The following is a 24,741-nucleotide window of genomic DNA, read 5'->3' as shown; positions in this document are numbered from 1 at the left end:
CAGGCCCTGATCTAGGCGGCCGGCAGGCGGAGCTCGAACAGGGCGCCGCCTGCCGGCGCGTCGTGCACGGTGAGCGTGCCGCCGTGGCGCACGGCGACGTCCCGGGCGATGGCCAGCCCCAGCCCCGCCCCGCCGTCGTCGCGGCTGCGGGCGGCGTCGAGCCGTACGAACCGTTCGAAGATCCGCTCCCGGTCGGCCGCCGGCACCCCCTCCCCGTCGTCGGCCACCCCGACCACGGCCAGGTCGCCGTCCCTGCGCACGGACACCTCCACCGCCGAGCGGGCGTGCCGCTGGGCGTTGTCGAGCAGATTGGCCAGCACCCGGCCCAGCTGCCCGCGCGAGCCCGCCACCGTCACCCCGCCGGCGACACCGGCGTCCTCCCGCACGCTCACCTGGACCCGTCCCCCGGCCTCCTCCCGCGCCAGCGCCGCGAGGTCGACCCGCGCGTCGGCGGGCCGCTCCCCCGCGTCCAGCCGGGCCAGCAGCAACAGGTCGGCGGCGAGGTGCTGGAGCCGTACGGTGTCCTCCACCGCGCCGTCCAGGTCCAGCAGCTCGGGATGGGCGGCGGCCACCTCCAGCTGGGTGCGCAGCGAGGCGATCGGGCTGCGCAGTTCGTGCGAGGCGTCGGCGACGAACCGCCGCTGCCGCTCCACGGAGGTCTCCAGCGCGGCCAGCGTCTCGTTGGTGGTCGAGGCGAGCCTCGCCACCTCGTCGTGGGTGCCCGGCACCGGGACGCGGCGGGCCAGGTCCTCGCTGGCGGTGATCGCGGCCATCTCCCGCCGGATGCCCTCCACCGGACGCAGGGCGCGCCGGGTCACCAGCCAGGTCACCCACCCGACGACCGCGAGCAGCACCGGGAAGCCGATCAGCATGACGGTCAGCGCGGTGTTCACGGCGCCGTGCTCGGCGGAGAGCGGGGCCCCGGCGTAGACGGTGAGGCGGCCCCGGTCCTCGGTCTTCACGGGGACGGCGGCGAAGCGGTAGTCCTCCGTGTCGCCGTCGATGGTCGCCGACCCGTCGCTGACGGTGGTCCGTTCGCCGATCTCCCCCGCTTCGAGCGGCTCGCCCGCGTCGTCATCGTCGTCCGCGTCGTCCGTGTCGTCGGCGTCGCCGGTGCCCTCGGGCGAGGCGGCCGGCCGCGGCTTCACCGTCTCGACGCCGGTGCCCGTGATCCGCTCCAGGTCCTCACTGGCGGCGACCAGCGTGCCGTCCTCGTCGACGACCTGCACCGGGCGGTCGTCCACGTCCAGCGACAGGTCGACGTACGGCGTCCCGACCGCCAGCTCGGTGGCGACCTCCCGCGCGGAGCGTTCGGCCTGGGTGCCGGCCTCGCCGAGCAGGTTGGAGCGCAGGGAGAGCAGGACGGCGGCACCGGCCGCGACGAGGGCGACGGCGACCACCAGGGTCGCGCCGAGCGTGGCGCGGGCGCGGACCGACCCGAAGAGGCGGCTCATCGCCCGCCGTCCAGGCGGTACCCGGCGCCGCGCACGGTCCGGATGAGCCCGGCGCGCAGCTTGCGCCGCAGGGCGCTGACGTACACCTCGACGATGTTCGGGTCGCCGTCGTAGGCGAAGTCCCAGACGTGTTCCAGGATCTCCGCCTTGGACACGACCTGCCCGGCCCGCACCACGAGCTGCTCCAGGACCGCGAACTCCTTCGCGGTGAGGGTGACCTCGTCCTCGCCGAGGAACACCCGGCGGGCGGCGGTGTCGACCTTCAGGTCGCCGTGGACGTGCACGGGCGAGGCCCCGCCGCCCTGCGCGCGCCGCCGCAGCAGCGCCTTCACGCGGGCGACCAGGACGACGTACGAGAAGGGCTTGGTGAGGTAGTCGTCCGCGCCCGTGTCCAGGCCCTCCGCCTCGTCGTACTCGCCGTCCTTGGCGGTGAGCATCAGGATCGGCACCTCGTGCCCGGCGGCGCGCAGGGCGGCGCAGACCCGGTAGCCGTTGAGGCCGGGCAGCATGATGTCGAGGATGACGAGGTCGTAGTCGCCCTCGCCGGCCCGGTGCAGGCCCTCCATGCCGTCGTGGACGACGTCCACGGCGTACCCCTCGGCGGTGAGGCCCCTCGCGAGCGACAGGGCCAACCGCTTCTCGTCCTCCACGATCAACAGGCGCATGCGTAAAGAGTCGCAAAACCAGGCTGAAGAACCCTTCAGGAGGCTTCAGCTCCGGCTCAGCGTCGCTCCGCGACAGTGAAGACGTCGAAAACGACAGCACTCCGTACGACTCGGGAGGAACCAGCATGAGGCGCAACATCGTCATCGCCGCCGTCACCGCCGCCGCACTGATCGGAGGCGGTACGGCGACGGCCCTCGCGGCCACGGGCGACGACGGCCGGAGCACGACGCCCCGGGCGGACGTGAGCGTGTCGGACGACGGTGGCGTCCGGGACGAGTCCGACGACCACGACGACTCGGCCGACGACCGCGACGACGCCGCCCGCGCGTCCTCCGCCAAGGTGACGGCGGCCGACGCCATCGCCGCCGCCCTGCGGGACACGCCGGGCACCGCCGTCTCCGCCGACCTGGACGACGAGGACGACGACGCGGACGACGACGCGGACGACGACGGCGGCGACCGCCGTGAGCGTGCCGCCTGGGAGGTCGACGTCCTCTCCGGCGACGGCACCTGGCACAGCGTCCGGATCGACCCGGCCTCCGGCAAGGTCCTCGGCTCCCACAAGGACGCCGACGAGGACGACACGGCCGAGGCGCGGGCCGCCCTCAAGGGCAGCTCCGTCGACGCGGCCGAGGCGGCGCGGGCCGCGGCCGGCAAGTCCACGGTGACCTCCGTGGACCTGGACGACGACGGCGACGACGGCCCGGCCGCCTGGGAGGTCGAGACCCGTGCCGACGGCAAGGGCGAGCAGGACTGGCGGGTCGACCTGAAGACCGGCAAGGTCACCGCCGACCGCTCGGACTCGGACGACTCCGGCTCGGACGACTCCGGCTCGGACGACGACTGACCGGCCCGGACCACCCCGCGGACGCACCGCGGCGGCGCCCCGGCACCAGCGCCGCCGCCACCGCGACCGCGCCGGCCACCGCGAAGCACACCGGCAGCGGCAGCCGTTCCACCAGCAGGCCCACCGCGGCGGCACCGGCGGCCATGCCGGCGTTCACGGCCGTGTTGCACCAGGCACCCGCCCGGGTCCGGAACCCGGGCGCCGCGCTCTCGTCGGCGATCAGGTACGCCGTCGTGAGCGCCGGTGCCACGAAGAGCCCCGCGCAGGCGACGGCCGCGACCAGCGTGCCGACGCCCGGGGCGAGACCGGCGGCGGCCAGGCTCACGCCGAGACCGGCCGCGAGGAACGGCAGCCGGGCGCGGGCGGACGAGGTCCAGGTGATGGCGCCGTTCAGCAGGCCGCCGACCGCGCTGCCCGCCGACAGTGCCGCGAGTACCCAGGCGACGGTGGAGCCCCCGAGGTCGCGCTGCCCCGCGTAGGCGACGGCGAGGAGGTCGACGGCGCTCACCGAGACGCCGACCCCCGCGGCGACGAGGACCGGTTGCAGCAGGGCCCGCCCCTGCCCGGCTCCGCCTCGCCCGCGCCGGGCCGGCGTTCCGTCCTTCTCCGGCTCCGCCGGTCGCGGGCGGTCCGCCGCCGGTGACGTGACGAAGCCGAGGGTGCCCACCGCCACCAGCACCGCGCTGAGCACGACGCCGACGGCGGGCGGTGCGACGCCGACCACCACGCCGACCAGCAGCGGACCGGAGACGAAGAGCAGTTCCTCGGCGACGCCGTCCAGGCTGTAGGCGCGCTGGAGCATGGCGCGATCGGGGAGCATGTCGGCCCACACCGCCCGCATCGAGGGCCCGAGCGGCGGTGTGCAGGCACCCGCGAACGCGGCGGTCACGGCGAGCACGGCCGCGGGCACACCCGGGCGCCAGCAGGCCGCCGCCGTCACACAGAGCAGGGCGGCGTACAGCAGGGCCATGGGGAGCAGGGCCCGGCGCGGGCCGTGCCGGTCGACCAGGCCGGCGCGGTAGGGGGACAGGAAGACGCTCGTCGCGCCGAAGACCGCCATGACCAGGCCGGCCACGGCGTACGACCCGGTGGACCGGGTCAGGGCGAGCATCAGGGAGAGGGAGACCGTGCCGTACGAGAGCCGGCCGACGAGGGCGGCCGCGAAGGTACGGCGGGCATGGGGGACACGGAGCACGGCGGCGTACGAGGGCCGCGGAAAGGGCGTGGACACGCGAAGGGTTCCTCTGCAGGGAGGCAACGAGGGGACGCCGAGGCGCGCGACGGCCGGATGCGGCGGTCGCGTGCGGGGCGGGCCCTATGCCATGAGGAGGAACATGCGGGTCAAGGTAGCAGCGCGGCTCCGGGTGCGCGCGGCCTTTTTCGGACGTCGAGTGTCAGCCGTCGAACGCCGGGTATCGGCCGTCGGACGCCGGGCGTCAGCCGTTCGTCAGCCCCGTCACCAGTTCGTCCGCCGCGCGGTACGGGTCGAGTTCGCCGGCCACGATCCGTTCCGCCAGGGCGCCGAGCCGGCGGTCGCCGTGCAGGTCGCCGATGCGTTCGCGCAGGGTGGTGACGGCGATGGTCTCGACTTCGCGGGCGGCACGGGCGCGGCGGCGTTCGGCGAGGACGTCCCGTTCCTCCATCCACGCGCGGTGCTTCTCCAGGGCCTCGACCACCTCGTCGACGCCCTCGCCGCGCGCGGCGACCATCTTGACGATGGGCGGGCGCCAGTCGCCGGCCGCGCGGGCCTCGCCGAGGCCCAGCATGTGGTTCAGCTCGCGGGCGGTGGCGTCGGCGCCGTCCCGGTCGGCCTTGTTGACGACGTAGACGTCGCCGATCTCCAGGATTCCGGCCTTGGCCGCCTGGATGCCGTCGCCCATGCCGGGGGCGAGGAGGACGACCGAGGTGTCGGCCTGGGAGGCGATCTCGACCTCCGACTGGCCGACGCCGACCGTCTCGACCAGGATCACGTCGCAGCCCGCCGCGTCCAGGACGCGGATCGCCTGCGGGGCCGCCCAGGCGAGGCCGCCGAGGTGGCCGCGGGTCGCCATGGAGCGGATGTAGACGCCGGGGTCGGAGGCATGCTCGGACATCCGGACGCGGTCGCCGAGCAGCGCGCCGCCGGAGAAGGGGGAGGACGGGTCGACGGCGAGGACGCCGACCCGCCTGCCCTGCTTGCGGTACGCCGTCACCAGGGCCGAGGTGGAGGTGGACTTGCCGACGCCCGGCGAACCCGTCAGACCGACCACGTAGGCCTGGCCCGTCAGCGGCGCGAGCGTCTCCATGACCTCCCTGAGCTGCGGGGACGCCCCCTCCACCAGAGAGATCAGCCTGGCCACGGCCCGCGGTCGGCCTTCCCTGGCCTGGGCCACCAGTGAGGAGACGTCCTGCATCACAGCTCCGTTCAGCTCCGTCCGACTACGTTCGACTGCGTTGACTGTTTCCCGAGACGCCGTACGGCGCTCAGGCCTTCGGGACCCGGATGATCAGCGCGTCACCCTGGCCGCCGCCGCCGCACAGGGCCGCCGCGCCGATCCCGCCGCCGCGCCGCCCCAGCTCCAGCGCCAGGTGCAGCACCAGCCGGGCGCCGGACATGCCGATCGGATGGCCCAGCGCGATCGCACCACCGTTGACGTTCACCTTTTCGGTGGACACGCCGAGGTCCTTCATTGACTGCACGGCGACGGCCGCGAACGCCTCGTTGATCTCGATCAGGTCGAGGTCGCCGACGTCCAGGCCCTCCTTGCCCAGCGCGTGCCGGATCGCGTGGGAGGGCTGCGACTGCAAAGAGTTGTCCGGCCCGGCGACGTTGCCGTGCGCGCCGATCTCGGCGATCCACTCCAGGCCCAGCTCCTGCGCCTTCGCCTTGCTCATCACGACCACGGCCGCGGCGCCGTCGGAGATCTGCGAGGAGGAGCCTGCGGTGATCGTGCCCTCCTTGGAGAACGCCGGCCGGAGCTTGCCCAGCGACTCCGCGGTGGTGTCGCCGCGGATGCCCTCGTCCTTGCTGAAGACCACCGGGTCGCCCTTGCGCTGCGGGATCTCGACCGGGGCGATCTCGGCGTCGTACACGCCGTTCTTCTGGGCGGCCGCGGCGCGCTGGTGGGACAGGGCCGCGATCTCGTCCTGGGGGCCGCGCTCGATGCCGAGGCGGGTGTTGTGCTTCTCGGTGGACTCGCCCATGGCGATGTCCTCGAAGGAGTCGGTCAGCCCGTCGTACGCCATGGCGTCGATCATCTGGACCGCGCCGTACTTGTAACCCTCGCGGGACTTCGGCAGCAGGTGCGGGGCGCTGGTCATGGACTCCTGGCCGCCCGCCACGACCACGTCGAATTCACCCGCGCGAATGAGCTGGTCGGCGAGGGCGATGGCGTCGAGGCCGGAGAGGCACACCTTGTTGATCGTCAGTGCCGGGACGTTCATGGGGATGCCGGCCTTGACGGCGGCCTGGCGGGCGGGAATCTGCCCGGCGCCGGCCTGGAGCACCTGGCCCATGATCACGTACTGGACCTGGTCGCCGCCGATCCCCGCGCGGTCCAGGGCTGCCTTGATCGCGAAACCGCCGAGATCGGCCCCGGAGAAGGACTTCAGCGAGCCGAGCAGCCGTCCCATCGGGGTGCGGGCACCCGCGACGATGACGGAGGTCGTGCCGTTCGTTGCAGAAGACATGAGCTGCGATCCCCTTTTCCGGCCCGCACAGGCCGAGGAGTGAACGAGGGTTTACTCGAATGTACTGAGCGGTATCCCGCCCGTCACCCGGCGGTCGGTGTGATCGCGCGCACGTTGCGTAACCACCTCCGGAGCGCTGCACTGAATCCATGCTGACGCGAATCGACCACATCGGAATCGCCTGCCGCGACCTCGACACCACCGTCGAGTTCTACCGTGCCACCTACGGCTTCGAGGTGTTCCACACCGAGATCAACGAGGAGCAGGGCGTCCGAGAGGCCATGCTCAAGATCAACGATACGTCGGACGGCGGAGCGTCGTACCTCCAGCTTCTCGAACCCACCCGCGAGGACTCCGCGGTCGGCAAGTGGCTGGCGAAGAACGGCGAGGGCGTCCACCACATCGCCTTCGGTACGGCGGATGTGGACGCGGACGCCGCGGACATCCGGGAGAAGGGCGTACGCGTTCTGTACGACGAGCCCCGGCGGGGTTCCATGGGGTCGCGGATCACTTTCCTGCACCCCAAGGACTGCCATGGCGTACTGACAGAACTGGTCACTTCGGCGGCCGTTGAGTCACCTGAGCACTGACTCTCGTACATAGGGGCCGGTAGGGTTGGGTGCGGTCGCCGCTCAATCCAGGGTGACCCGGTCCTGTCGTCGGCGACGGCGGGATCGCCGGGGTCGTGTTTCGGGGGGCGGGCGACGGGGCAGCGGCACATGCTCCGCCGTTGATCTGACACCATTCCCCGGGGGCCCCGTCCGTCGGACGGACGGAGCTCAGTCGGGAAGATTTGCGACCAGGGGACGGATGGGACCGCGCAGTGCGGGGCTACGAGAGCCAGGAGCGAGAGCCGGCGGCTGACGTCGACCACCTCTCTCGGTTCGAGGCCGAGATGAAGCGGCTGAAGACCGAGCGGGAAAAGGCGATCCAGCACGCCGAGGACCTCGGCTACCAGGTCGAGGTGCTGCGCGCCAAGTTGCACGAGGCGCGGCGCACCATCATGTCCCGGCCCGCCTTCGACGGCGGTGACATCGGGTACCAGGCCGAGCAGTTGCTGCGCAACGCGCAGACGCAGGCCGACCAGCTGCGCTCGGACGCCGAGCGGGAGCTGAGCCAGGCCAGGGCGCAGACCCAGCGCATCCTCCAGGAGCACGCCGAGCAGGCCGCCCGGCTCCAGGCGGAGCTGCACCAGGAGGCGGTGACCCGCCGCCAGCAGCTGGACCAGGAGCTGGCCGAGCGCCGGCAGACCGTCGAGTCGCACGTCAACGAGAACGTGGCCTGGGCGGAGCAGCTGCGCGCCCGCACCGAGCAGCAGGCCCGCCGCCTCCTCGACGAGTCCCGCACCGAGGCCGAGCAGTCCCTGGCCACCGCCCGCACCGAGGCCGAGCGGCTGACCTCCGAGGCCCGGCAGCGGCTGACCGACGACGCCGAGAGCGCCCGCACCGAGGCCGAGCAGCTCCTGCGCCGCGCCCGCACCGACGCGGAGCGGCTGCTGAACGCCGCCTCCAACCAGGCCCAGGAGGCCACCGACCACGCGGAGCAGCTGCGCACCTCCACCGCCGACGAGTCGGAGTCCGCGCGGCGCCAGTCCCAGGAGCTGAGCCGGGCCGCCGAGCGGCGCATGTCGGAGGCCGAGGAGGCGCTGCGCAAGGCGCAGACCGAGGCCGAGAAGGTGATCGCCGAGGCCAAGGAGTCGGCCGCCAAGGCGCTGGCCGGCGCCGAGGCGACCAACGAGCAGCGCACCCGCACCGCCAAGGAGCAGGTCGCCCGGCTGGTCGGCGAGGCCACCAAGGACGCCGAGAACACCAAGTCCGAGGCCGAGCAGCTGGTCGCGGACGCCCGCACCGAGGCCGAGCGGATCGTCGCCGAGGCCGCCGAGAAGGCCCGTACGCTCACCGCCGAGGAGTCGGCCACCCAGCTGTCCAAGGCGGCCAAGACCGCCGAGGACGTGCTGATCAAGGCGTCCGAGGACGCCAGGCGGACCACGAAGGCCGCCACCGAGGAGGCCGAGCGGATCCGCACCGAGGCCGAGACGGAGGCGGACCGGCTGCGCGCCGAGGCGCACGACATCGCCACGGAGCTCAAGGGCGCGGCGAAGGACGACACCAAGGAGTACCGCGCCAAGACGGTCGAGCTGCAGGAGGAGGCGCGCCGGCTGCGCGGCGAGGCCGAGCAGCTGCGCGCCGACGCGGTCGCCGAGGGCGAGAAGATCCGCGCCGAGGCCCGCAAGGAGGCCGTGGCACAGATCGAGGAGGCGGCGAAGACCGCCGAGGAGCTGCTCGCCAAGGCCAAGGCGGACGCGGACGAGCTGCGGCAGACCGCGACGACGGACGGCGAGAAGGTCCGTGCCGAGGCCATCGAGCGGGCCACCACCCTGCGCCGGCAGGCCGAGGAGACCCTGGAGCGCACCCGCGCCGAGGCCGAGCGGCACCGCACGGAGGCCGCCGAGCGCGCCGAGGAGCTCCAGGCGGAGGCCGAGCGGGCCGCCCGCGAGCTGCGCGAGGAGACCGAGCGCGCCGTCGAGGCCCGCAAGACGGAGGCCGCCGAGGACCTGACGCGACTGCACACGGAGGCCGAGGAGCACCGCACCGCCGCCGAGGAGGCGCTGACCGAGGCCCGCGAGGAGGGCGCTCGGCTCCGCCGGGAGGCCGCCGAGGAGAGCGAACGGCTGCGCACCGAGGCCGCGGAGCGGATCCGTACGCTCCAGCAGCAGGCCGAGACGGAGGCCGAGCGGCTGCGCACCGAGGCCGCCGCCGACGCGTCCGCCTCCCGCGCGGAGGGCGAGTCCGTCGCCGTACGGCTGAGGTCGGAGGCGTCGAGCGAGGCCGAGCGGCTGAAGTCGGAGGCGCAGGAGAGCGCCGACCGGGTGCGCGCGGAGGCGCAGACCGCCGCCGAGCGCATCGCCGCCGAGGCGTCCGAGGCGCTGGGCGCCGCCCAGGAGGAGGCCGCCCGGCGCCGTCGCGAGGCGGAGGAGCTGCTGGGGTCCGCCCGGCAGGAGGCCGACCAGGAGCGCGAGCGGGCCCGCGAGCAGAGCGAGGAGCTGCTGGCCTCGGCGCGCAACCGCGTGGAGGAGGCGCAGACCGAGGCGGTCCGGCTGGTCGAGGAGGCCGACCGGCGCGCGACCGAGATGGTGTCGGCCGCCGAGCAGCACGCGCAGCAGGTGCGGGACTCCGTCGCCGGGCTGCACGAGCAGGCCCAGGAGGAGATCACCGGGCTGCGCAGCGCCGCCGAGCACGCGGCGGAGCGCACCCGGCACGAGGCCGAGCAGGAGGCGGACCGGGTCCGCGCCGACGCCCACGCGGAGCGGGAGCGGGCGGGCGAGGACGCCGGACGGCTGCGGCGTGAGGCGCGCGAGGAGACCGAGGCCGCCAAGACGCTGGCCGAGCGGACGGTGTCCGAGGCCATCACGGAGGCCGACCGGATCCGCGCGGACGTATCGGAGCACGCCCAGCGGGTGCGCACCGAGGCCTCCGACGCCATCGCCGAGGCCGAGCAGGCCGCGTCGCGCACCCGGGCGGACGCCCGCGAGGACGCCAACCGCATCCGGTCCGACGCGGCGACGCAGGCGGACACCCTGATCACCGAGGCGAGCGCCGAGGCGGAGCGGCTCACCACGCAGACGGCGGCCGAGACCGACCGGATCCGGACGGAGACGGTCGCGGAGGCGGAGCGCGTCCGCACGGAGGCGTCGAGCGAGGCCGAGCGGGTGCGGAACGAGGCGGGCGCCCGGGCCGAGCGGCTGCTCTCGGACGCCACCGGGGAGGCGGAGCGGCTGCGGGCCGAGGCCGCCGACACCGTCGGCTCCGCCCAGCAGCACGCCGAGCGGATCCGCACCGAGGCCGACCGGGTCCGTACCGAGGCCGCGGCGGAGGCGGAGCGGGTCACCACGGCCGCCCGCGAGGAGGCCGAGCGCACCCTGGACGAGGCCCGCAAGGACGCCAACAAGCGGCGTTCGGAGGCGGCCGAGCAGGTCGACACGCTCATCACGGAGACCACGTCCGAGGCCGACAAGCTGCTCTCCGAGGCGCAGCAGCAGGCCCAGAAGACCACCGCGGAGGCCGAGTCGCAGGCCGACACGATGGTCGGCGCGGCCCGCACGGAGGCCGACCGGCTCGTCTCGGAGGCGACGGTCGAGGGCAACACCCGGGTGGAGAAGGCCCGTACGGACGCGGACGAGCTGCTGGTCGGCGCCCGCCGGGACGCGACCGCCATAAGGGAGCGCGCGGAGGAGCTGCGCGAGCGTCTCACCTCCGAGATCGAGGAACTGCACGAGCGGGCGCGCCGCGAGGCCGCCGAGACCATGAAGTCGGCGGGCGACCGCTGCGACGCGCTCATCAAGGCCGCCGAGGAGCAGCTGGCCAAGGCGGAGGCGAAGGCCAAGGAGCTGGTGTCGGAGGCCAACTCCGAGGCCGGCAAGGTGCGCATCGCCGCCGTCAAGAAGGCCGAGGGGCTGCTGAAGGAGGCCGAGCAGAAGAAGGCCACCCTGGTCCGGGAGGCCGAGGAGCTGAAGGCCGAGGCGGTCCAGGAGGCCAGGCGCACGGTCGACGAGGGCAAGCGCGAGCTGGAGATCCTGGTGCGGCGCCGCGAGGACATCAACGCGGAGATCTCCCGGGTGCAGGACGTGCTGGAGGCGCTGGAGTCCTTCGAGACGCCGACGGGGGCCAAGGACAACGGGGTGAAGGCCGGAGCCACGGTGGGCGCCCCACGTTCGGGTGGCAAGTCGTCAGACGGCTAGCGTGCGGAGCGGATTCGGTGTCTCCTGGAGATCTTTGGTTGACTCCCGACCGGACCCTTGCCCAGAACTTTGGCAAGCCGTCCGCGGGTCAGCCACTCAAAAGAGGTGTCATTCTCCGTATCAAACGCGCATCCGCTCGATGACACACCGCATTGGCGCCTAGGATTCCCTCTATCACCTCACCCGGTCTCTTTCGACAGGAACCCCATGAGCGACACTTCCCCCTACGGCTTCGAGCTTGTGCGGCGTGGGTACGACCGCGCTCAGGTGGACGAACGCATCTCCAAGCTCGTCTCCGACCGTGACAGCGCTCTCGCCCGCATCACCGCTCTGGAAAAGCGCATCGAGGAGCTTCACCTCGAGACCCAGAACGCCCAGGCCCAGGTCAACGACGCCGAGCCGTCGTACGCCGGTCTGGGCGCCCGGGTCGAGAAGATCCTGCGCCTCGCCGAGGAAGAGGCGAAGGACCTGCGCGAGGAGGCCCGGCGCGCGGCCGAGCAGCACCGCGAGCTGGCCGAGTCGTCGGCCCAGCAGGTGCGCAACGACGCGGAGTCGTACGCCGCGGAGCGCAAGGCCAAGGCCGAGGACGAGGGCGTCCGGATCGTCGAGAAGGCCAAGGGCGACGCCTCGCAGCTTCGTTCCGAGGCGCAGAAGGACGCTCAGTCCAAGCGCGAGGAGGCGGACGCCCTCTTCGAGGAGACCCGCGCCAAGGCCGCCCAGGCCGCCGCCGACTTCGAGACGAACCTCGCCAAGCGCCGCGAGCAGTCCGAGCGCGACCTGGCCTCCCGTCAGGCCAAGGCCGAGAAGCGCCTCGCGGAGATCGAGCACCGTGCCGAGCAGCTGCGCCTGGAGGCGGAGAAGCTGCGCACGGACGCCGAGCGCCGGGCCCGCCAGACCGTCGAGACGGCGCAGCGCCAGGCCGAGGACATCGTGGCCGACGCCAACGCCAAGGCGGACCGGATCCGTTCGGAGTCGGAGCGCGAGCTGGCCGCCCTGACCAACCGCCGCGACTCCATCAACGCGCAGCTCACCAACGTGCGCGAGATGCTGGCGACCCTCACGGGCGCCGCGGTGGCCGCCGCCGGTACGCCGGCCGAGGACGAGTCGGTCTCCCGCGGGGTGCCGGCCCAGCAGTCCCGCTGACGCGGGACGTACCGCGGCCGACCGGACAGGGAAACAGATACAGAACAAGGACGAGGCCTTCTGTCACTGGGGTGGCAGTGGGCCTCGTCCCGTTCTAGCGTGGGCGCCATGATCGAGCTCGAGGGGCTGACCAAGCGGTACGGCGAGAAGGTGGCGGTCAACAATCTCTCCTTCACCGTCAGACCCGGCATCATCACGGGCTTTCTCGGCCCCAACGGGGCGGGCAAGTCCACCACCATGCGCATGGTGCTGGGCCTGGACCGGCCGACCGCCGGGGACGTGCGGATCGACGGCAAGCACTACGACCAGTTGAAGGACCCGCTGACGTACATCGGGGCGCTGCTTGAGGCCAAGGCGTGGCACGGCGGGCGCAGCGCCTACAACCACCTGCTGTGCCTCGCGCAGAGCAACGGCATCCCGGCGACCCGGGTGCGCGAGGTGCTGGACACGGTGGGGCTGTCGGCGGTCGCCAGGAAGAAGACCAAGGGGTTCTCCCTCGGCATGGGACAGCGGCTCGGCATCGCCGGGGCGCTGCTCGGCGACCCGCGGATCCTGATGTTCGACGAGCCGGTCAACGGCCTCGACCCCGAGGGCATCCACTGGATCCGCAATCTGATGAAGACTCTGGCCGCGCAGGGGCGCACGGTCTTCGTCTCCTCCCACCTGATGAGCGAGATGGCGCTGACCGCGGACCACCTCGTGGTCATCGGCCAGGGCAGGCTGCTCGCGGACACCTCGATGGCCGACTTCATCGCGGAGAACTCGCGCAGCTACGTCCGGATCCGCACCCCGCACCGCGAGCGGCTGCTCGACGCGTTGCACGGCGCCGGCATCGAGGTCGTCGACACCGGCGCCGAGGTGCTGGAGGTGGACGGCGACAAGTCGGAGGCCGTCGGTGAGCTGGCGGCGCGCGACCAGGTCGTGCTGTACGAGCTGAGCCCGCAGCGGGCCTCGCTGGAGGAGGCGTTCATGCAGCTGACCGCGGAGTCCGTGGAGTACCACGCGCACGACGGGCAGCCGCCCGGCGCGGTGCCGCAGCAACCACAGCAACAGCAACAGCCGCAGCAGCCGTGGGGCAGCGACTGGAAGAGGGGATGAGCATGGCGACGGCACAGGTCGTCCGGTCGGAGTGGACCAAGATCCGTTCGGTCGCGTCCACGGTGTGGACGCTGTCCCTCGCCGTGGTCGTCACCATCGCCCTCGGCATGCTGATCTCGGCGCTGTCGAAGAGCGAGTTCGACGGCATGAGCGAGCGGGACCAGCTCTCCTTCGACCCGACCTTCATCAGCTTCGCCGGCACCAGCCTCGGCCAGCTGGCGATGATCGTGTTCGGCGTGCTGGTCGTGGGCAACGAGTACAGCTCCGGCATGATCCGCACCTCGCTGGCGGCGGTGCCGCGGCGCGGCAGCTTCCTGTTCAGCAAGATCGCGGTGGCCACCGTGCTCGCCTTCGTCGTGGCGATGATCACCAGCTTCGCGACCTTCTTCCTCGGGCAGGCGATGCTCGGCGACCTCAAGGCGTCGATCGGTGACCCGGGCGTGTTGCGCGCGGTGATCGGCGGCGGCCTCTACATGACCCTCATCGCGATGTTCTCGATGGGCGTCGCGGCGATGCTGCGCTCGCCGATGCTGTCGCTGGGCATCCTGATGCCGTTCTTCTTCCTGATCTCCAACATCCTGGGCAACGTCCCGGCCACCGAGAAGGTCGGCCGCTTCCTGCCCGACCAGGCCGGCAGCAAGATCATGCAGGTGGTCACCCCGATCGACGACGACGTCCCCTACGGCCCGTGGGGCGGCCTCGGCATCATGGTCCTGTGGGTGATCGCGGCCCTCGTCGGCGGGTACGTGGTGCTGAAACGACGGGACGCCTAGGGCCGTAGGACCGGTGCTGAAAAGGTTCCGTGGGGCGTCGGATTTTGCCCGGGCTTGAACGGAACCGTCAGCGCCTGGATATCCTCCTAACCCTTACGGGGGCGTGTGCCCTGCTGTCCTGAACCTTTCGATGGGTGCGGAGCATGATCGAGGCTGTCGGCCTGACCAAGCGATACGGCGACAAGACCGCCGTGTACAACCTCTCCTTCCAGGTGCGGCCCGGTGCCGTCACTGGCTTCCTCGGGCCCAACGGCTCGGGCAAGTCGACGACGATGCGGATGATCCTCGGCCTGGACAACCCCACCGCGGGTCACGTGACGATCGGGGGCCACCCGTACCGCCGGCTGCCGAACGCCGCGCGGCACGTCGGTGCGCTGCTGGACGCCAAGGCGGTGCACGGCGGCCGGTCCGCCCGCAACCACCTGCTGAGCCTGGCCCAGCTGTCCGGCATCCCCGCCCGGCGGGTGGACGAGGTACTCGGCGTGGTCGGCCTCCAGGACGTGGCCAAGCGGCGTTCCAAGGGCTTCTCGCTCGGTATGGGCCAGCGGCTCGGCATCGCCGCGGCGCTGCTCGGCGACCCCCAGGTGCTGCTCTTCGACGAGCCGGTCAACGGCCTCGACCCCGAGGGCATCCACTGGGTGCGCAACCTGATGAAGGCGCTCGCGGCCGAGGGCCGTACCGTCTTCGTCTCCTCGCACCTGATGAGCGAGATGGCGCTGACCGCGGACCACCTGATCGTCATCGGGCGCGGCCAGCTGCTCGCCGACATGAGCGTGACGGAGTTCATCTCGGCCAACTCCGCCGACTTCGCGCGGGTGCGGACGCCGGACACCGACCCGCAGCTGCGCGAGAAGCTGACCTCCGCGCTGACCGAGGCGGGCGGCCACGTACTGCCCGAGCAGGACGGCGCGCTGCGCGTGACCGGCCTCGCGCTCCCCCGGATCAGCGACATCGCGCACGGCAATGACGTACGGCTGTGGGAGCTGTCGCCGCACCAGGCGTCCCTGGAGGAGGCGTACATGCGGATGACGCAGGGCGCCGTCGACTACCGGTCGACCGCGGACCAGAAGGCGGGGCTCCAGCAGCCGCTGCCGCCGGGCGCGCAGCCGCCGATGCCGGTGCCCGGCCAGGGCCAGCCCGGCTGGTACGCCCCGCCGCCGCCCCAGCAGGGCGGTCAGCCCTTCGCGCCGCAGGGCGCGCCGGGTCAGGCCCCGGCGGGACCGTACGGCGCCCCGGCCGCGCCCGGCGCGCAGCCGGGCGGCCAGCCGGTCAACCCGTACGCGGCACAGCAGGCGCCGCAGGCCCCGCAGGCGCCTCAGGCCGCCGCTCCGGCCCCGGCGCCGCCCGCCGCCGCGCCCGCGCCGCTGCCCGCCTCCGCGCCCGTCACCGACCCGACCAAGCCCGAGGACGCCCGATGAGCACGCCCCAGCCCCCGACCCCTCAGGCCGCCCCCGACTGGCAGGCGGCGTCCGGTTCGCCGTACCCCAGCTACACGTCGCCGATCCCGGTGGTGCGCACGAGCCTCGCGCACGCGCTCGCCTCCGAGTGGACGAAGATCAAGTCGGTGCGCTCGACGATGTGGACGCTGGGCGTGTTCGTCCTGCTGGTCATCGGCATCGGCCTGCTGACCGGCGTCGTGGTGGCGAACTCGTCCTCCGACCTGGCCGGCGAGAGCGCGCTGAGCCTCGGCTTCTTCGGGCTGCTGCTCGGCAGCATCTGCGTCATCACGCTCGGCGTGATGACCACCGCCTCGGAGTACGGCACCGGCATGATCCGTACGACGATGACCGCCTGCCCCAGCCGCGGCCGGGTGCTGACGGCGAAGGCGATCGTCTTCTTCCTGGTGGCCTTCGTGGTGACCCTGGTCTCCGCGACGCTGGTCGGCCTCGCGCACGTGGCGATGCTGGAGGGCAACGGGGCGGCCGAGCCCACCGGCTCCGAGTGGCTGAAGGGCACCGTCGGCGTCTCGCTGTACATCGCGCTGCTCGGCCTGCTCTCGCTGGCCGTCGGCTCGATCATCCGGCACTCGGCTGGCGCCATCACCATCATGATCGGCGTGCTGCTGGCGCCGCTGGTGATCGCGCTGTTCATGTTCTCGGAGTCCCTGAAGGACGTGCAGCAGGCGCTGTTCGAGTACTCGATCCCGAACCAGATGAGCATCTTCTACGCCAACTCGCTGTCCGAGTCCGGCCCCTCGGGCTGGGACCCGCTGTGGATCGTGCTCGGCGTGACCGCGGCCGCGTTCGCCGGCGCCTTCGCCCTGCTGGAGAAGCGGGACGTCTGACCCGGCTCAGAACTTCGGCGCGTTACGGGACCGCTGCACCCGCGTGGTGCGGCGGTCCTTCGCGTTCCAGCACGCCTTGTGCCAGTGCCGGCGCTCGTCGACCCCCGAGTGCGCCGACCAGGCCACCACGTGCGGGACGCCGTCCGGAATCAACTGGTCGCAGCCCGGGCAGCGGTACGACTTGCCCTGCGCGCTCGCGCCCGCCACGTGCCGTACGTTCCACTCCTCGCCCTGCCAGTCCTCCGACGACTGCCAGCCGCCGTAACGGCCGGCGCCGTCGTCCTCGGCGCTCCGGCCGGACGAAGCGGCTTCCTTCGGTCGGTTGCGACGCGGGGACACAGGACACCTCACGGAGCTATACAGGAAGTACGGGCGGCATCCAGCCTACGCGGCACGGACCGGGGTACCCGGGCCCTTCCGCGACGACCGATTCTGCAGACAATCCGGAAAATCCTCCGTCCGGCCGTGTCCTCGGCACGTGTCAGGCGGTTATGCCGTGTGGGGGAGCTCCGTGTCGGGGCCGAGGAAGCAGGAAAAGGCAATGCGCGTTGGAAGTTTCGTGTTGGGGGCCCAGTTCCCGGGCCAGGGTCAGGGGGAGGCGCTGCACCGCGCGGTCCGCTCGGCCGAGGTCGCCGAGGAGGCCGGGCTCGACGCGGTCTGGCTGGCCGAGCACCACTTCGTGCCGTACGGCACGTGCCCGTCGGCCGTGACGCTGGCCGCGCTGCTGCTGGGCCGCACCCGGCGCATCCGGGTCGGCACCGCGGTCAGCGTGCTGCCCACCGTCCATCCCGTGGCGCTCGGCGAGCAGGCCGCGCTGCTGCACGTCACGAGCGGCGGCCGGTTCTCGCTGGGCGTGGGCCGGGGCGGCCCGTGGGTGGACCTGGAGGTCTTCGGCGCGGGCCTGGAGGCGTACGAGAAGGGGTTCCCGGAGTCCCTCGACCTCCTGGTGCGCTGGCTGCGCGAACCGGCCGTCGGCGCCTCGGGGGAACGCTTCAGCTTCCGCGAGGTGCCCGTCGTCCCGCGCCCCTCGGAGGCCCTCTCGGAGGCGGCGGGCCCGGAGGTCGTCGTCGCCTGCACCTCGCCGTCGAGCGTGCGGATGGCGGCCGAGCGGGGGCTGCCGATGCTGCTGGGCATGCACGTCGGCGACGAGGAGAAGGCGGAGATGGTCGCCCTGTGGCGGCGGCACGCCCGCGCGGCCGGACGCCCGGCCGCCGAGGTCCACGCCGCGGCCCATGTCTCGGCCGGCGTCTGCCAGGTCGCCGACCGGCGCACGGACGCGGCGGAGACCCTGCTCAAGGCGATGCCGGGCTGGCTGCGCCAAGGGCTGGGCGCCCATGTCACGGTGGACGGCCGCGCCCGGCAGATGCGCGACCCGCACGCGTACACCGAACTGCTCTGCGGGCTGCACCCGGTGGGCACGCCCCGGCTCTGCGCGGACCGGCTGGCGGCCACGTCCGAGCGCACCGGCATCTCCCGCTTCGCGCTGCTCGTCGAGGGCTCCGGAGACCTCGCGGCGACCGAGGACAACGTACGACGGCTCGGCGCCGAGGTACTCCCCCAGCTCGGCTGAGGCCATGGGCGGGGAGCTTGCCGCTCCGGTACAGAACTGCACCTCCCGCGTACGGAGCGGCAAGCGGACGATCGTGGCGTCAGCAGTCGCGGAACTCGGGCGACTGGTTCAGCACCTGGCTGCGCACCGAGGTGAAGCGGGTCAGTTTCTCGTCGACAGAGGAGTCCAACGGGAACACCGCCACCCGGTGGCAGTTCTGGAAGGCCAGCCGCACTCCGAAGTGCCGCTGCAGTGCACCGCGTATGGCGTCACTCGCGAGCGCACGCAGCAGCTGACCGCGCGCCTGCTCGTCCGGCGGAGGCGTCTGGTTGTCGGCGAACGCACCGCCGTCGACCTTCAGCTGTGCCACCAGGGAGCTGACCATCTCCCATGCGTAGGGCAGGGAAGTCCGGACGCAGTCGACGAAGGCTGCTTCGTCGACCTCGCCTCGCTCGGCCTGTTCGAGTAGGGCCGGTGAGACGTCGAGCGACATGGGTTCTCCTCTCGCACCCCCGACGGGCGGGGGTTGCCGGACAGTTGAGGGAGTCCGCGATTTCGAACACGCTGCGTACACAGTTCGCGACCTCCCGTTCAATACCGTAAGCAACCGATCGTGACCGCACCAGGAGAATGCCGAGATGGACACCATCCCGTAGGCGCACAATCGGCCAGTGCGCAAGACGGGGCCAATGGGAGAAGTGGGACAGCCCACGGGGCGTCCGGGTACGGGCGAATCGCGTCGGGCCGGGCCCGTCGAGTAGCGTTGCCGACCATGCGTCTCGTCATTGCCCGCTGCTCCGTCGACTACGCCGGGCGGCTCACCGCCCACCTGCCCTCGGCGCCCCGCCTGATCCTGGTCAAGGCGGACGGCAGCGTCTCGATCCACGCCGACGACCGGGCCTACAAGCCCCTCAACTGGATGTCGCCGCCCTGCACCCTGAAGGAGGGCACGGGCGAGGAGGAGGGCGTCTGGACCGTCGTCAACAAGGCGGGCGAGAAGCTCATCATCACGATGGAGGAGGTCCTCCACGACTCCTCGCACGAACTGGGCGTCGACCCCGGCCTGATCAAGGACGGCGTGGAAGCACACCTCCAGGAACTGCTCGCCGACCGCATCGAGACGCTGGGCGAGGGCTACACCCTCATCCGCCGCGAGTACATGACGGCCATCGGCCCCGTCGACATCCTGTGCCGGGACGCCGACGGCGGGACGGTCGCGGTCGAGATCAAGCGGCGGGGCGAGATCGACGGCGTGGAGCAACTCACGCGCTATCTGGAGCTGTTGAACCGCGATCCCCATCTCGCCCCGGTGCGGGGCGTGTTCGCCGCGCAGGAGATCAAGCCGCAGGCGCGCGTGCTGGCCACGGACCGCGGCATCGGCTGCCAGGTGCTGGACTACAACGCCATGCGGGGCATCGAGGACGACAAGCTGCGGCTGTTCTGAGACATACGGGAGGGGCCGGGTCCGCGTGCAGGACCCGGCCCTCCCGTATGTCTGTCTGTCTGTCGGTGCCTCAGATGATCTGCTCCGACGCCGGGTTCGAACCGCTCGGCGTTCCCGTGCCGGTGCCGCTCTGCGAGGCGGTCGGAGTGCCGGCGGGGGAGCTGGCGGCGGTGGGCGTGGTGGTATCGCTGGCGCTGTTGGAGACAGGTGGTTCGGTGGACGGCGATCCCGAGCCACCCGGGCTCGTGCTGGAGTCCGTGGGCTCGGGGGTGGTCTCCGATTCGGAGTCGCTCGGTTCCGGCGAGGACGGTGGGTCGGACGGCTCGTTGGAGGTGGGCGGCTTGGATGACGAAGTCGGGTCGTCCGGCTTGTCCGAGTCACTCGGGTCGCCGGAGCCCGGGTCACTGGGCTCCTCCGAATCGCTCGCGCCCTGCGACGGCCGCCCCGACTCGGACGGCGTCGGGGCGTCCGGCGTGCCGGAGTCGCTCGGCCGGCCGGTGGTGTCCTGCCCCTGCCCGTCCTCGGACGGCCGGTCCGCGCCGAGGCCGCCGTCGTCGATGCCCTGGCTGGCCGAGGGGTTGACGCCGACCTCGTTGGAGGGGTCGCCCGGGTCGTTCTCGGAGGTGGCGCCGAGCGTCACCACCGTGCCGAGCACGGCGACGAGCAGTGCGCCCGCCCCGGCGGCCACCAGGTTGCGCCGTGCGAAGCCCTTGATGCCGCTGCCGACCGTGCGGGACGGCTCCTCGGCCCGCTCGCGGCTGGTGACCAGGGTCGGGGACTGCGGGGGCGGCTGGAGCGGCGGGAAGGGCGCGGGGACGCCCGCGGACGGCGACGCCGACTCCTCGTGCCGGGCGTCGGGCACCTCCTCCCCCGCCGTCGGTCCGAGGCCGGCGCCGACGACGCCGAGTCCGGCGGCGGCCCCCACGGCACCGAAGGCACCCGCGCCGCTGCCCATGCCGGGGGTGTCCCCGGTGCGGTCGGCGACCAGGGCGAGGGCGCGGCGGCCGGCGACGGCGCCGTGCTTGTCGGAGAGCGCGCCGCGCAGCCCGATGGACGCCTCCAGCTCGGCGCGGGCCCGGTCGAGCTGGTCCTCGCAGAGGGCGAGGACGCCGAGCTCGTGGTGGAAGTAGGCCTGTTCGGCGACGTCCCCGGCGAGCCGGGAGGCCTCGGTGCCGGCCCGCAGGGCCCGCTCCCAGGCGCTCCAGTGCAGTCCGGCGGCGAACGCGGGCGCCGCGGTGCGGGCCAGCTGGACGGCGGGGCTCTCCTCGTCGTCCGCGGTCCGGGTCGTCGCCGGCACCAGCACCGCGAGGGCGGCCAGCACGGCGTCGGCCTCGGCGCAGACCCGCTCCGGGGTGACCGAGGGGTGCCCGGTCCACCAGGCGTAGTGCTGGGCGGCGGCCAGTGCGCGAGCCCCTACGCCGTCGGTGTAGCCGCCGCTCTCCAGCTGGGTGAGCACCCCGGCGGCCAGCCGGTAGCGGGAGCCGACCGGCGAGACCAGTCCGCAGTCGGCCAGCTCGCCGAGGGCGGCGTCCGCGTGGGTGTCGCCGACCAGCGCGGGCAGATGCGCCTGGTGCGGCAGCTCGCCGCCGAGCGCGACGGCGAACTCCAGGGTGGCGCGGGCCGAGGCGGTCAGCCGGGAGGCGAGCAGCGGCGCGGGCGCGGCGGCCTCGCCGAGGGACGGCAGGGGCGACACGTCGCCGGCATCGGCCTCGGCGGCGTCGAAGGGCGTGTCGTCGTCGGCCGGGCGGGCGTCGGCGAAGACGCCGAACTCGTCCACCGCGTCGGCGCCGGCCCGCAGCCGGTCACGGCGGCGCAGCAGGGCACCCGCCTGGACGAAGCGCAGGGGCAGGCCCTCGGACTCGAACCAGAGGTCGCCGGCCCAGTTGGCCTCGTCCTCGGTGAGACCGCGGCCGGCGGCGCGCTCCAGCAGCTCGACGCCGTCCGAGCGGTCCAGGCCGGTGAGGAAGACCTCCTCGACGGCCGAGTCGGCGGAGGGGGCGGGCACGTCCGGGGTGGCGCCGATGAGGAAGGCGCACTCGGGGGTGGCCTCCAGCAGCTCGTCGAGGGCGGTGCCGCCGAACTCGATGTCGTCCAGGACGACGACGGCGCCGACCTCGCGCAGGTGCCCGAGCAGTTCCTCCCGGCCCGGCCGGTGCAGGGGCGCGCGGTGGACGGCGTAGAAGAGGTCGTGGAGCAGGTCGTCGGCGGTGCGGTGGAAGCCGTTCAGGCGTACGACGCCGTCGGGCGCGAGTCCGGCGCAGTCCTCGGCGACGAGGTCGAGGAGGCTGGTGCGGCCGGAGCCGCCGGGGCCGGTGAGGCGGACGGAACGGCCGCGGGCGAGCAGCCGGACGAGGCGTTCGCGTTCGTCCTCGCGGGCCAGCAGGCCCAGCACGGTCCTGGTGGGGCCCGGCGGGACGGGCGGCAGGGCGGCGCGGGCCGTCTCCGCGCGTTCGGCCGCGGTGAGCTTCTCCGGGCGGGCGGGCCGTTCTGCGGGCGGGCAGACCTCGATCTCGCTGCCGTCGACGGGGTTGACGGTGAGCAGGAAGTCGCCGGAGACGAGCTGCACCGTGCGGGCGAGCGCGGGCTGTCCGAAGTCGGAGGTGAGGGGATCCCTGGGAGGGCGCGGGCGCGGCGTGTCGCCGTCGTGGCCGTACTCCTCGGGTCCCCGGTTGTTCGGGTCCATCGGTTCAAGCCCCCCAAAAGCGTCGTGTGCAGGGCCCCGGTCGGGACCACCCTCCCGGCCTTGCCGCACACCGCGCTGTCGCTTCTGGTCCGGTCCCGCCGATGGGTTCGCAAAAGTGCGGGCAGCCAGACCCTAAACCTTCGCTCAGTATCTCCGACAGCCCGGGGTACCGACCCGCCCGAGACGTCACGGTCTCGTGAGGATTGCGTGTGTCGGGCACGGGACGTCACACCCTGGGCAGGGTCTCCACGCCGATGCCGCCCTCGATGGCCAGGATCCGGTGCAGCCTGGTGGCCACCAGCAGGCGCTGCATCTGCGGGGGTACTCCGCGCAGCACCAGCCGCCGGCCGCAGCGGCCGGCCCGCCGGTGGGCCCCCATGATCACGCCGAGTCCGGTGGCGTCCCAGGAGTCCAGCTCTGACAGGTCGAGCACCAGGTCGCCGACTCCGTCGTCGACGGCCGAGTGCAGGACCGTACGGGCGTCCGCCGCGCTGCGGACGTCGAGGCGGCCCCCGACGACCAGCTCGACGTGGTCGCCCCTGATGTGCATATGTGCTCCCCGGCGTGCGTCCTTGTTCGTCTCTTCGATTCTTCGACTCTTCGTCGTGATCTCTCGGCGATATCAGGTGTTGCACCCTCTGACTGGCCGAAACGACCGGAGGTTGCCGCCTGTAAGCGAACCGATACCGAATTCACCCCGGCGTGTGATGTCTCCCGGGGCCGATGGGACTTCAGTGCTTGTAGAAGCCCTGCCCGCTCTTGCGGCCGATGTCACCGGCGTCCACCATCCGGCGCATCAGCTCCGGCGGGGCGAACTTCTCGTCCTGGGACTCGGTGTAGATGTTGCCCGTGGCGTGCAGCAGGATGTCGACGCCCGTCAGGTCGGCGGTGGCCAGCGGCCCCATGGCGTGGCCGAAGCCCAGCTTGCAGGCGAGGTCGATGTCCTCGGCGGTGGCGACGCCCGACTCGTACAGCTTCGCGGCCTCGACGACGAGGGCGGAGATGAGGCGGGTGGTCACGAAGCCGGCGACGTCGCGGTTGACGACGATGCAGGTCTTGCCGGTGGACTCGGCGAACTCACGTGCGATGGCGAGCGTTTCGTCGCTGGTCTTGTAGCCGCGCACCAGTTCGCACAGCTGCATCATGGGGACCGGCGAGAAGAAGTGGGTGCCGACGACCCGTTCGGGGCGTTCCGTCACCGCCGCGATCTTGGTGATCGGGATGGCGGAGGTGTTGGACGCGAGGATCGCCCCGTCCTTCACCAGTTTGTCGAGCGCGCGGAAGATCTCGTGCTTGACCTCGAGCTTCTCGAAGACCGCCTCCACGACGACGTCCGCGTCCGCGGCGGCGTCCAGGTCGGTGGTGGCGGTGAGCCGCGCGAGGGCGGCCTCGGCGTCCTCGGCCGCGAGCTTCCCCTTGGCGACGAACTTGTCGTACGAGGTGCGGATGCCGTCGGTGCCGCGCCGCAGCGCCTCGTCGGTGACGTCCCGCAGGACGACGTCCCAGCCCGCCTGTGCGGCGACCTGGGCGATGCCGGACCCCATGAGTCCGGCTCCGATGACGGCGAGCTTCCGTGCCACTGTGCGACTCCCCTGATACAAGCTGTCCTTGGTCTCTCGGCCGGAGATTAGCGGGCGTGAGGGGCTGTGTGACCGGTTAGTAACGCGCGTCACGTCTCACATGACGGACATCACACCGGCGTGTGTCATTCGGGTGTCACTCCGCGCCCCGTACGGCGTAGTTGAGCACCTTCTCGCTCAACAGCTCCTCCATCTCGTCCAGCAGCAGGAGTATCTCGCGGGAGACCTGGGCCGGTTTGCCCCCGGCGACCATGCGCTGGCCGATTCCCATCATCACGGTGCCGTGCAGCCAGTTGATCTGACCGGCCATCAGGGAGGGCAGCGGATCGTCGGCCGCGGCGCCGGTCTCCTCCCTGAGGGTCCCCTCCAGATTGACCAGGACCTCCTGGCCGATGGCCCACATCCTGGACCGCAGGGCGGGCGACTCGTGCACGACCTTCATGAATCCGGCGTATCCGTCCATCAGGCCCACGCGCGGGGAGACCGACTCGACCTCGTCGCGCAGCTCGCGCAGGACGGCGTACGCGGCGGACTCGCCGTCGCCCCGTCCGCGCACCCAGCGCGACAGCCGGTCGACGACCCCCTTGGAGCGGTCGAGGAACAGGTCCTCCTTGGCCGGAAAGTAGTTGTAGACGGTGTTCACGGAGACGTTCGCGGCCTCCGCGACCTCGGCGACCGTCACCGCCTCGAAGCCGCGCTCCAGGAACAGCCCTGTGGCGACATCCGAGAGGTACTGCCGGGTCTGCCGCTTCTTCCGTTCCCTGAGTCCCTCGGCCATGCCCCCCATCCTAGGCTTCGCTGGTGCCGGTAGAA

The 24,741-nt window shown here is 72.5% G+C and carries 21 protein-coding genes; 10 read left to right on the top strand and 11 right to left on the bottom strand.

The genetic code is table 11. The features are described from left to right. Positions 1 to 11: 11 nt before the first annotated feature. Both ACFC1X_RS35160 and ACFC1X_RS35155 read right to left on the bottom strand, forming a co-directional pair. On the bottom strand, positions 12 to 1,454 hold the full coding sequence (locus tag ACFC1X_RS35160) for an ATP-binding protein (protein WP_376362024.1): 1,443 nt from the start codon (positions 1,452 to 1,454) through the stop codon (positions 12 to 14). After that, positions 1,451 to 2,119 (bottom strand): response regulator transcription factor, encoded by a 669-nt coding sequence (locus ACFC1X_RS35155; protein WP_352158039.1) that lies wholly within the window; start codon positions 2,117 to 2,119, stop codon positions 1,451 to 1,453. The genes ACFC1X_RS35160 and ACFC1X_RS35155 overlap by 4 nt, the downstream gene beginning before the upstream one ends. 125 nt (positions 2,120 to 2,244) lie before the next feature. On the opposite strand from ACFC1X_RS35155, the gene ACFC1X_RS35150 reads away from it, so the two are divergent. After that, complete coding sequence (locus tag ACFC1X_RS35150) at positions 2,245 to 2,967, top strand: PepSY domain-containing protein (RefSeq protein WP_376362021.1); 723 nt, start codon at positions 2,245 to 2,247, stop codon at positions 2,965 to 2,967. Here the strand turns inward: ACFC1X_RS35150 and ACFC1X_RS35145 are convergent. The 3 genes from ACFC1X_RS35145 to ACFC1X_RS35135 all read right to left on the bottom strand — a co-directional run bounded on the left by ACFC1X_RS35145 (position 2,903) and on the right by ACFC1X_RS35135 (position 6,636). Then, positions 2,903 to 4,198, bottom strand: coding sequence for an MFS transporter (locus tag ACFC1X_RS35145; RefSeq protein ID WP_376362018.1), 1,296 nt, complete (start codon positions 4,196 to 4,198; stop codon positions 2,903 to 2,905). The two genes, ACFC1X_RS35150 and ACFC1X_RS35145, sit on opposite strands and share 65 nt — an antisense overlap. A gap of 205 nt (positions 4,199 to 4,403) precedes the next feature. Beyond that, positions 4,404 to 5,360 carry a methylmalonyl Co-A mutase-associated GTPase MeaB gene (gene meaB / locus ACFC1X_RS35140; protein ID WP_376362015.1) on the bottom strand — a complete coding sequence of 319 codons (957 nt, stop codon included), beginning with the start codon at positions 5,358 to 5,360 and terminating at the stop codon, positions 4,404 to 4,406. Positions 5,361 to 5,430: 70 nt separating this feature from the next. Continuing rightward, positions 5,431 to 6,636, bottom strand: a complete 1,206-nt coding sequence (locus tag ACFC1X_RS35135; protein WP_376362012.1) for an acetyl-CoA C-acetyltransferase — start codon at positions 6,634 to 6,636, stop codon at positions 5,431 to 5,433. Positions 6,637 to 6,785: 149 nt separating this feature from the next. On the opposite strand from ACFC1X_RS35135, the gene mce reads away from it, so the two are divergent. From mce to ACFC1X_RS35100, 7 genes are all read left to right on the top strand, one after another. Further along, complete coding sequence (mce, locus tag ACFC1X_RS35130; RefSeq protein ID WP_376362009.1) at positions 6,786 to 7,226, top strand: methylmalonyl-CoA epimerase; 441 nt, start codon at positions 6,786 to 6,788, stop codon at positions 7,224 to 7,226. Between the two features lie 233 nt (positions 7,227 to 7,459). Further along, entirely contained in the window at positions 7,460 to 11,374 is a 3,915-nt protein-coding gene (gene scy / locus ACFC1X_RS35125; RefSeq protein WP_376362006.1) for a polarized growth protein Scy, read from the top strand. Positions 11,375 to 11,581: 207 nt separating this feature from the next. Then, complete coding sequence (locus tag ACFC1X_RS35120; RefSeq protein ID WP_307015150.1) at positions 11,582 to 12,517, top strand: cellulose-binding protein; 936 nt, start codon at positions 11,582 to 11,584, stop codon at positions 12,515 to 12,517. A 108-nt stretch (positions 12,518 to 12,625) separates the two neighbouring features. Further along, complete coding sequence (locus tag ACFC1X_RS35115) at positions 12,626 to 13,615, top strand: ABC transporter ATP-binding protein (protein ID WP_352158044.1); 990 nt, start codon at positions 12,626 to 12,628, stop codon at positions 13,613 to 13,615. A 2-nt stretch (positions 13,616 to 13,617) separates the two neighbouring features. After that, positions 13,618 to 14,388, top strand: a complete 771-nt coding sequence (locus tag ACFC1X_RS35110; RefSeq protein WP_185832643.1) for an ABC transporter permease — start codon at positions 13,618 to 13,620, stop codon at positions 14,386 to 14,388. Between the two features lie 143 nt (positions 14,389 to 14,531). After that, the gene (locus ACFC1X_RS35105; RefSeq protein WP_376362001.1) at positions 14,532 to 15,806 is read left to right on the top strand and encodes an ABC transporter ATP-binding protein; all 1,275 of its coding nucleotides are present in this window, start codon (positions 14,532 to 14,534) and stop codon (positions 15,804 to 15,806) included. Then, complete coding sequence (locus ACFC1X_RS35100) at positions 15,803 to 16,672, top strand: ABC transporter permease (RefSeq protein WP_376361998.1); 870 nt, start codon at positions 15,803 to 15,805, stop codon at positions 16,670 to 16,672. The genes ACFC1X_RS35105 and ACFC1X_RS35100 overlap by 4 nt, the downstream gene beginning before the upstream one ends. 6 nt (positions 16,673 to 16,678) lie before the next feature. On the opposite strand, the gene ACFC1X_RS35095 is transcribed toward ACFC1X_RS35100, so the two are convergent. Then, positions 16,679 to 17,011, bottom strand: coding sequence for an ATP/GTP-binding protein (locus ACFC1X_RS35095; protein WP_376361995.1), 333 nt, complete (start codon positions 17,009 to 17,011; stop codon positions 16,679 to 16,681). A gap of 202 nt (positions 17,012 to 17,213) precedes the next feature. On the opposite strand from ACFC1X_RS35095, the gene ACFC1X_RS35090 reads away from it, so the two are divergent. Then, complete coding sequence (locus tag ACFC1X_RS35090) at positions 17,214 to 18,242, top strand: LLM class flavin-dependent oxidoreductase (protein WP_376361992.1); 1,029 nt, start codon at positions 17,214 to 17,216, stop codon at positions 18,240 to 18,242. Positions 18,243 to 18,321: 79 nt separating this feature from the next. Here ACFC1X_RS35090 and ACFC1X_RS35085 read toward each other — a convergent pair whose 3' ends face one another. Continuing rightward, positions 18,322 to 18,714 (bottom strand): SCO5389 family protein, encoded by a 393-nt coding sequence (locus ACFC1X_RS35085; protein ID WP_055421911.1) that lies wholly within the window; start codon positions 18,712 to 18,714, stop codon positions 18,322 to 18,324. Positions 18,715 to 18,993: 279 nt separating this feature from the next. Here ACFC1X_RS35085 and nucS point away from each other — a divergent pair, with 279 nt between their 5' ends. Then, positions 18,994 to 19,665 carry an endonuclease NucS gene (nucS, locus tag ACFC1X_RS35080; protein ID WP_064729874.1) on the top strand — a complete coding sequence of 224 codons (672 nt, stop codon included), beginning with the start codon at positions 18,994 to 18,996 and terminating at the stop codon, positions 19,663 to 19,665. A 70-nt stretch (positions 19,666 to 19,735) separates the two neighbouring features. Here the strand turns inward: nucS and ACFC1X_RS35075 are convergent, their stop codons facing one another. From ACFC1X_RS35075 to ACFC1X_RS35060, 4 genes are all read right to left on the bottom strand, one after another. Continuing rightward, positions 19,736 to 22,348 (bottom strand): ATP-binding protein, encoded by a 2,613-nt coding sequence (locus tag ACFC1X_RS35075; RefSeq protein WP_376361988.1) that lies wholly within the window; start codon positions 22,346 to 22,348, stop codon positions 19,736 to 19,738. Positions 22,349 to 22,574: 226 nt separating this feature from the next. Continuing rightward, positions 22,575 to 22,898, bottom strand: coding sequence for an STAS domain-containing protein (locus tag ACFC1X_RS35070; RefSeq protein ID WP_003973611.1), 324 nt, complete (start codon positions 22,896 to 22,898; stop codon positions 22,575 to 22,577). A gap of 181 nt (positions 22,899 to 23,079) precedes the next feature. Next, positions 23,080 to 23,928, bottom strand: coding sequence for a 3-hydroxyacyl-CoA dehydrogenase family protein (locus tag ACFC1X_RS35065; protein ID WP_376361984.1), 849 nt, complete (start codon positions 23,926 to 23,928; stop codon positions 23,080 to 23,082). Between the two features lie 136 nt (positions 23,929 to 24,064). After that, positions 24,065 to 24,706 (bottom strand): TetR/AcrR family transcriptional regulator, encoded by a 642-nt coding sequence (locus tag ACFC1X_RS35060; protein ID WP_376361982.1) that lies wholly within the window; start codon positions 24,704 to 24,706, stop codon positions 24,065 to 24,067. Positions 24,707 to 24,741 lie beyond the last annotated feature (35 nt).

The sequence above is a fragment of the Streptomyces sp. NPDC056128 genome (assembly GCF_042263835.1).
Taxonomy (GTDB): domain Bacteria; phylum Actinomycetota; class Actinomycetes; order Streptomycetales; family Streptomycetaceae; genus Streptomyces.
This window is presented reverse-complemented; position numbering and strand designations above follow the sequence as displayed.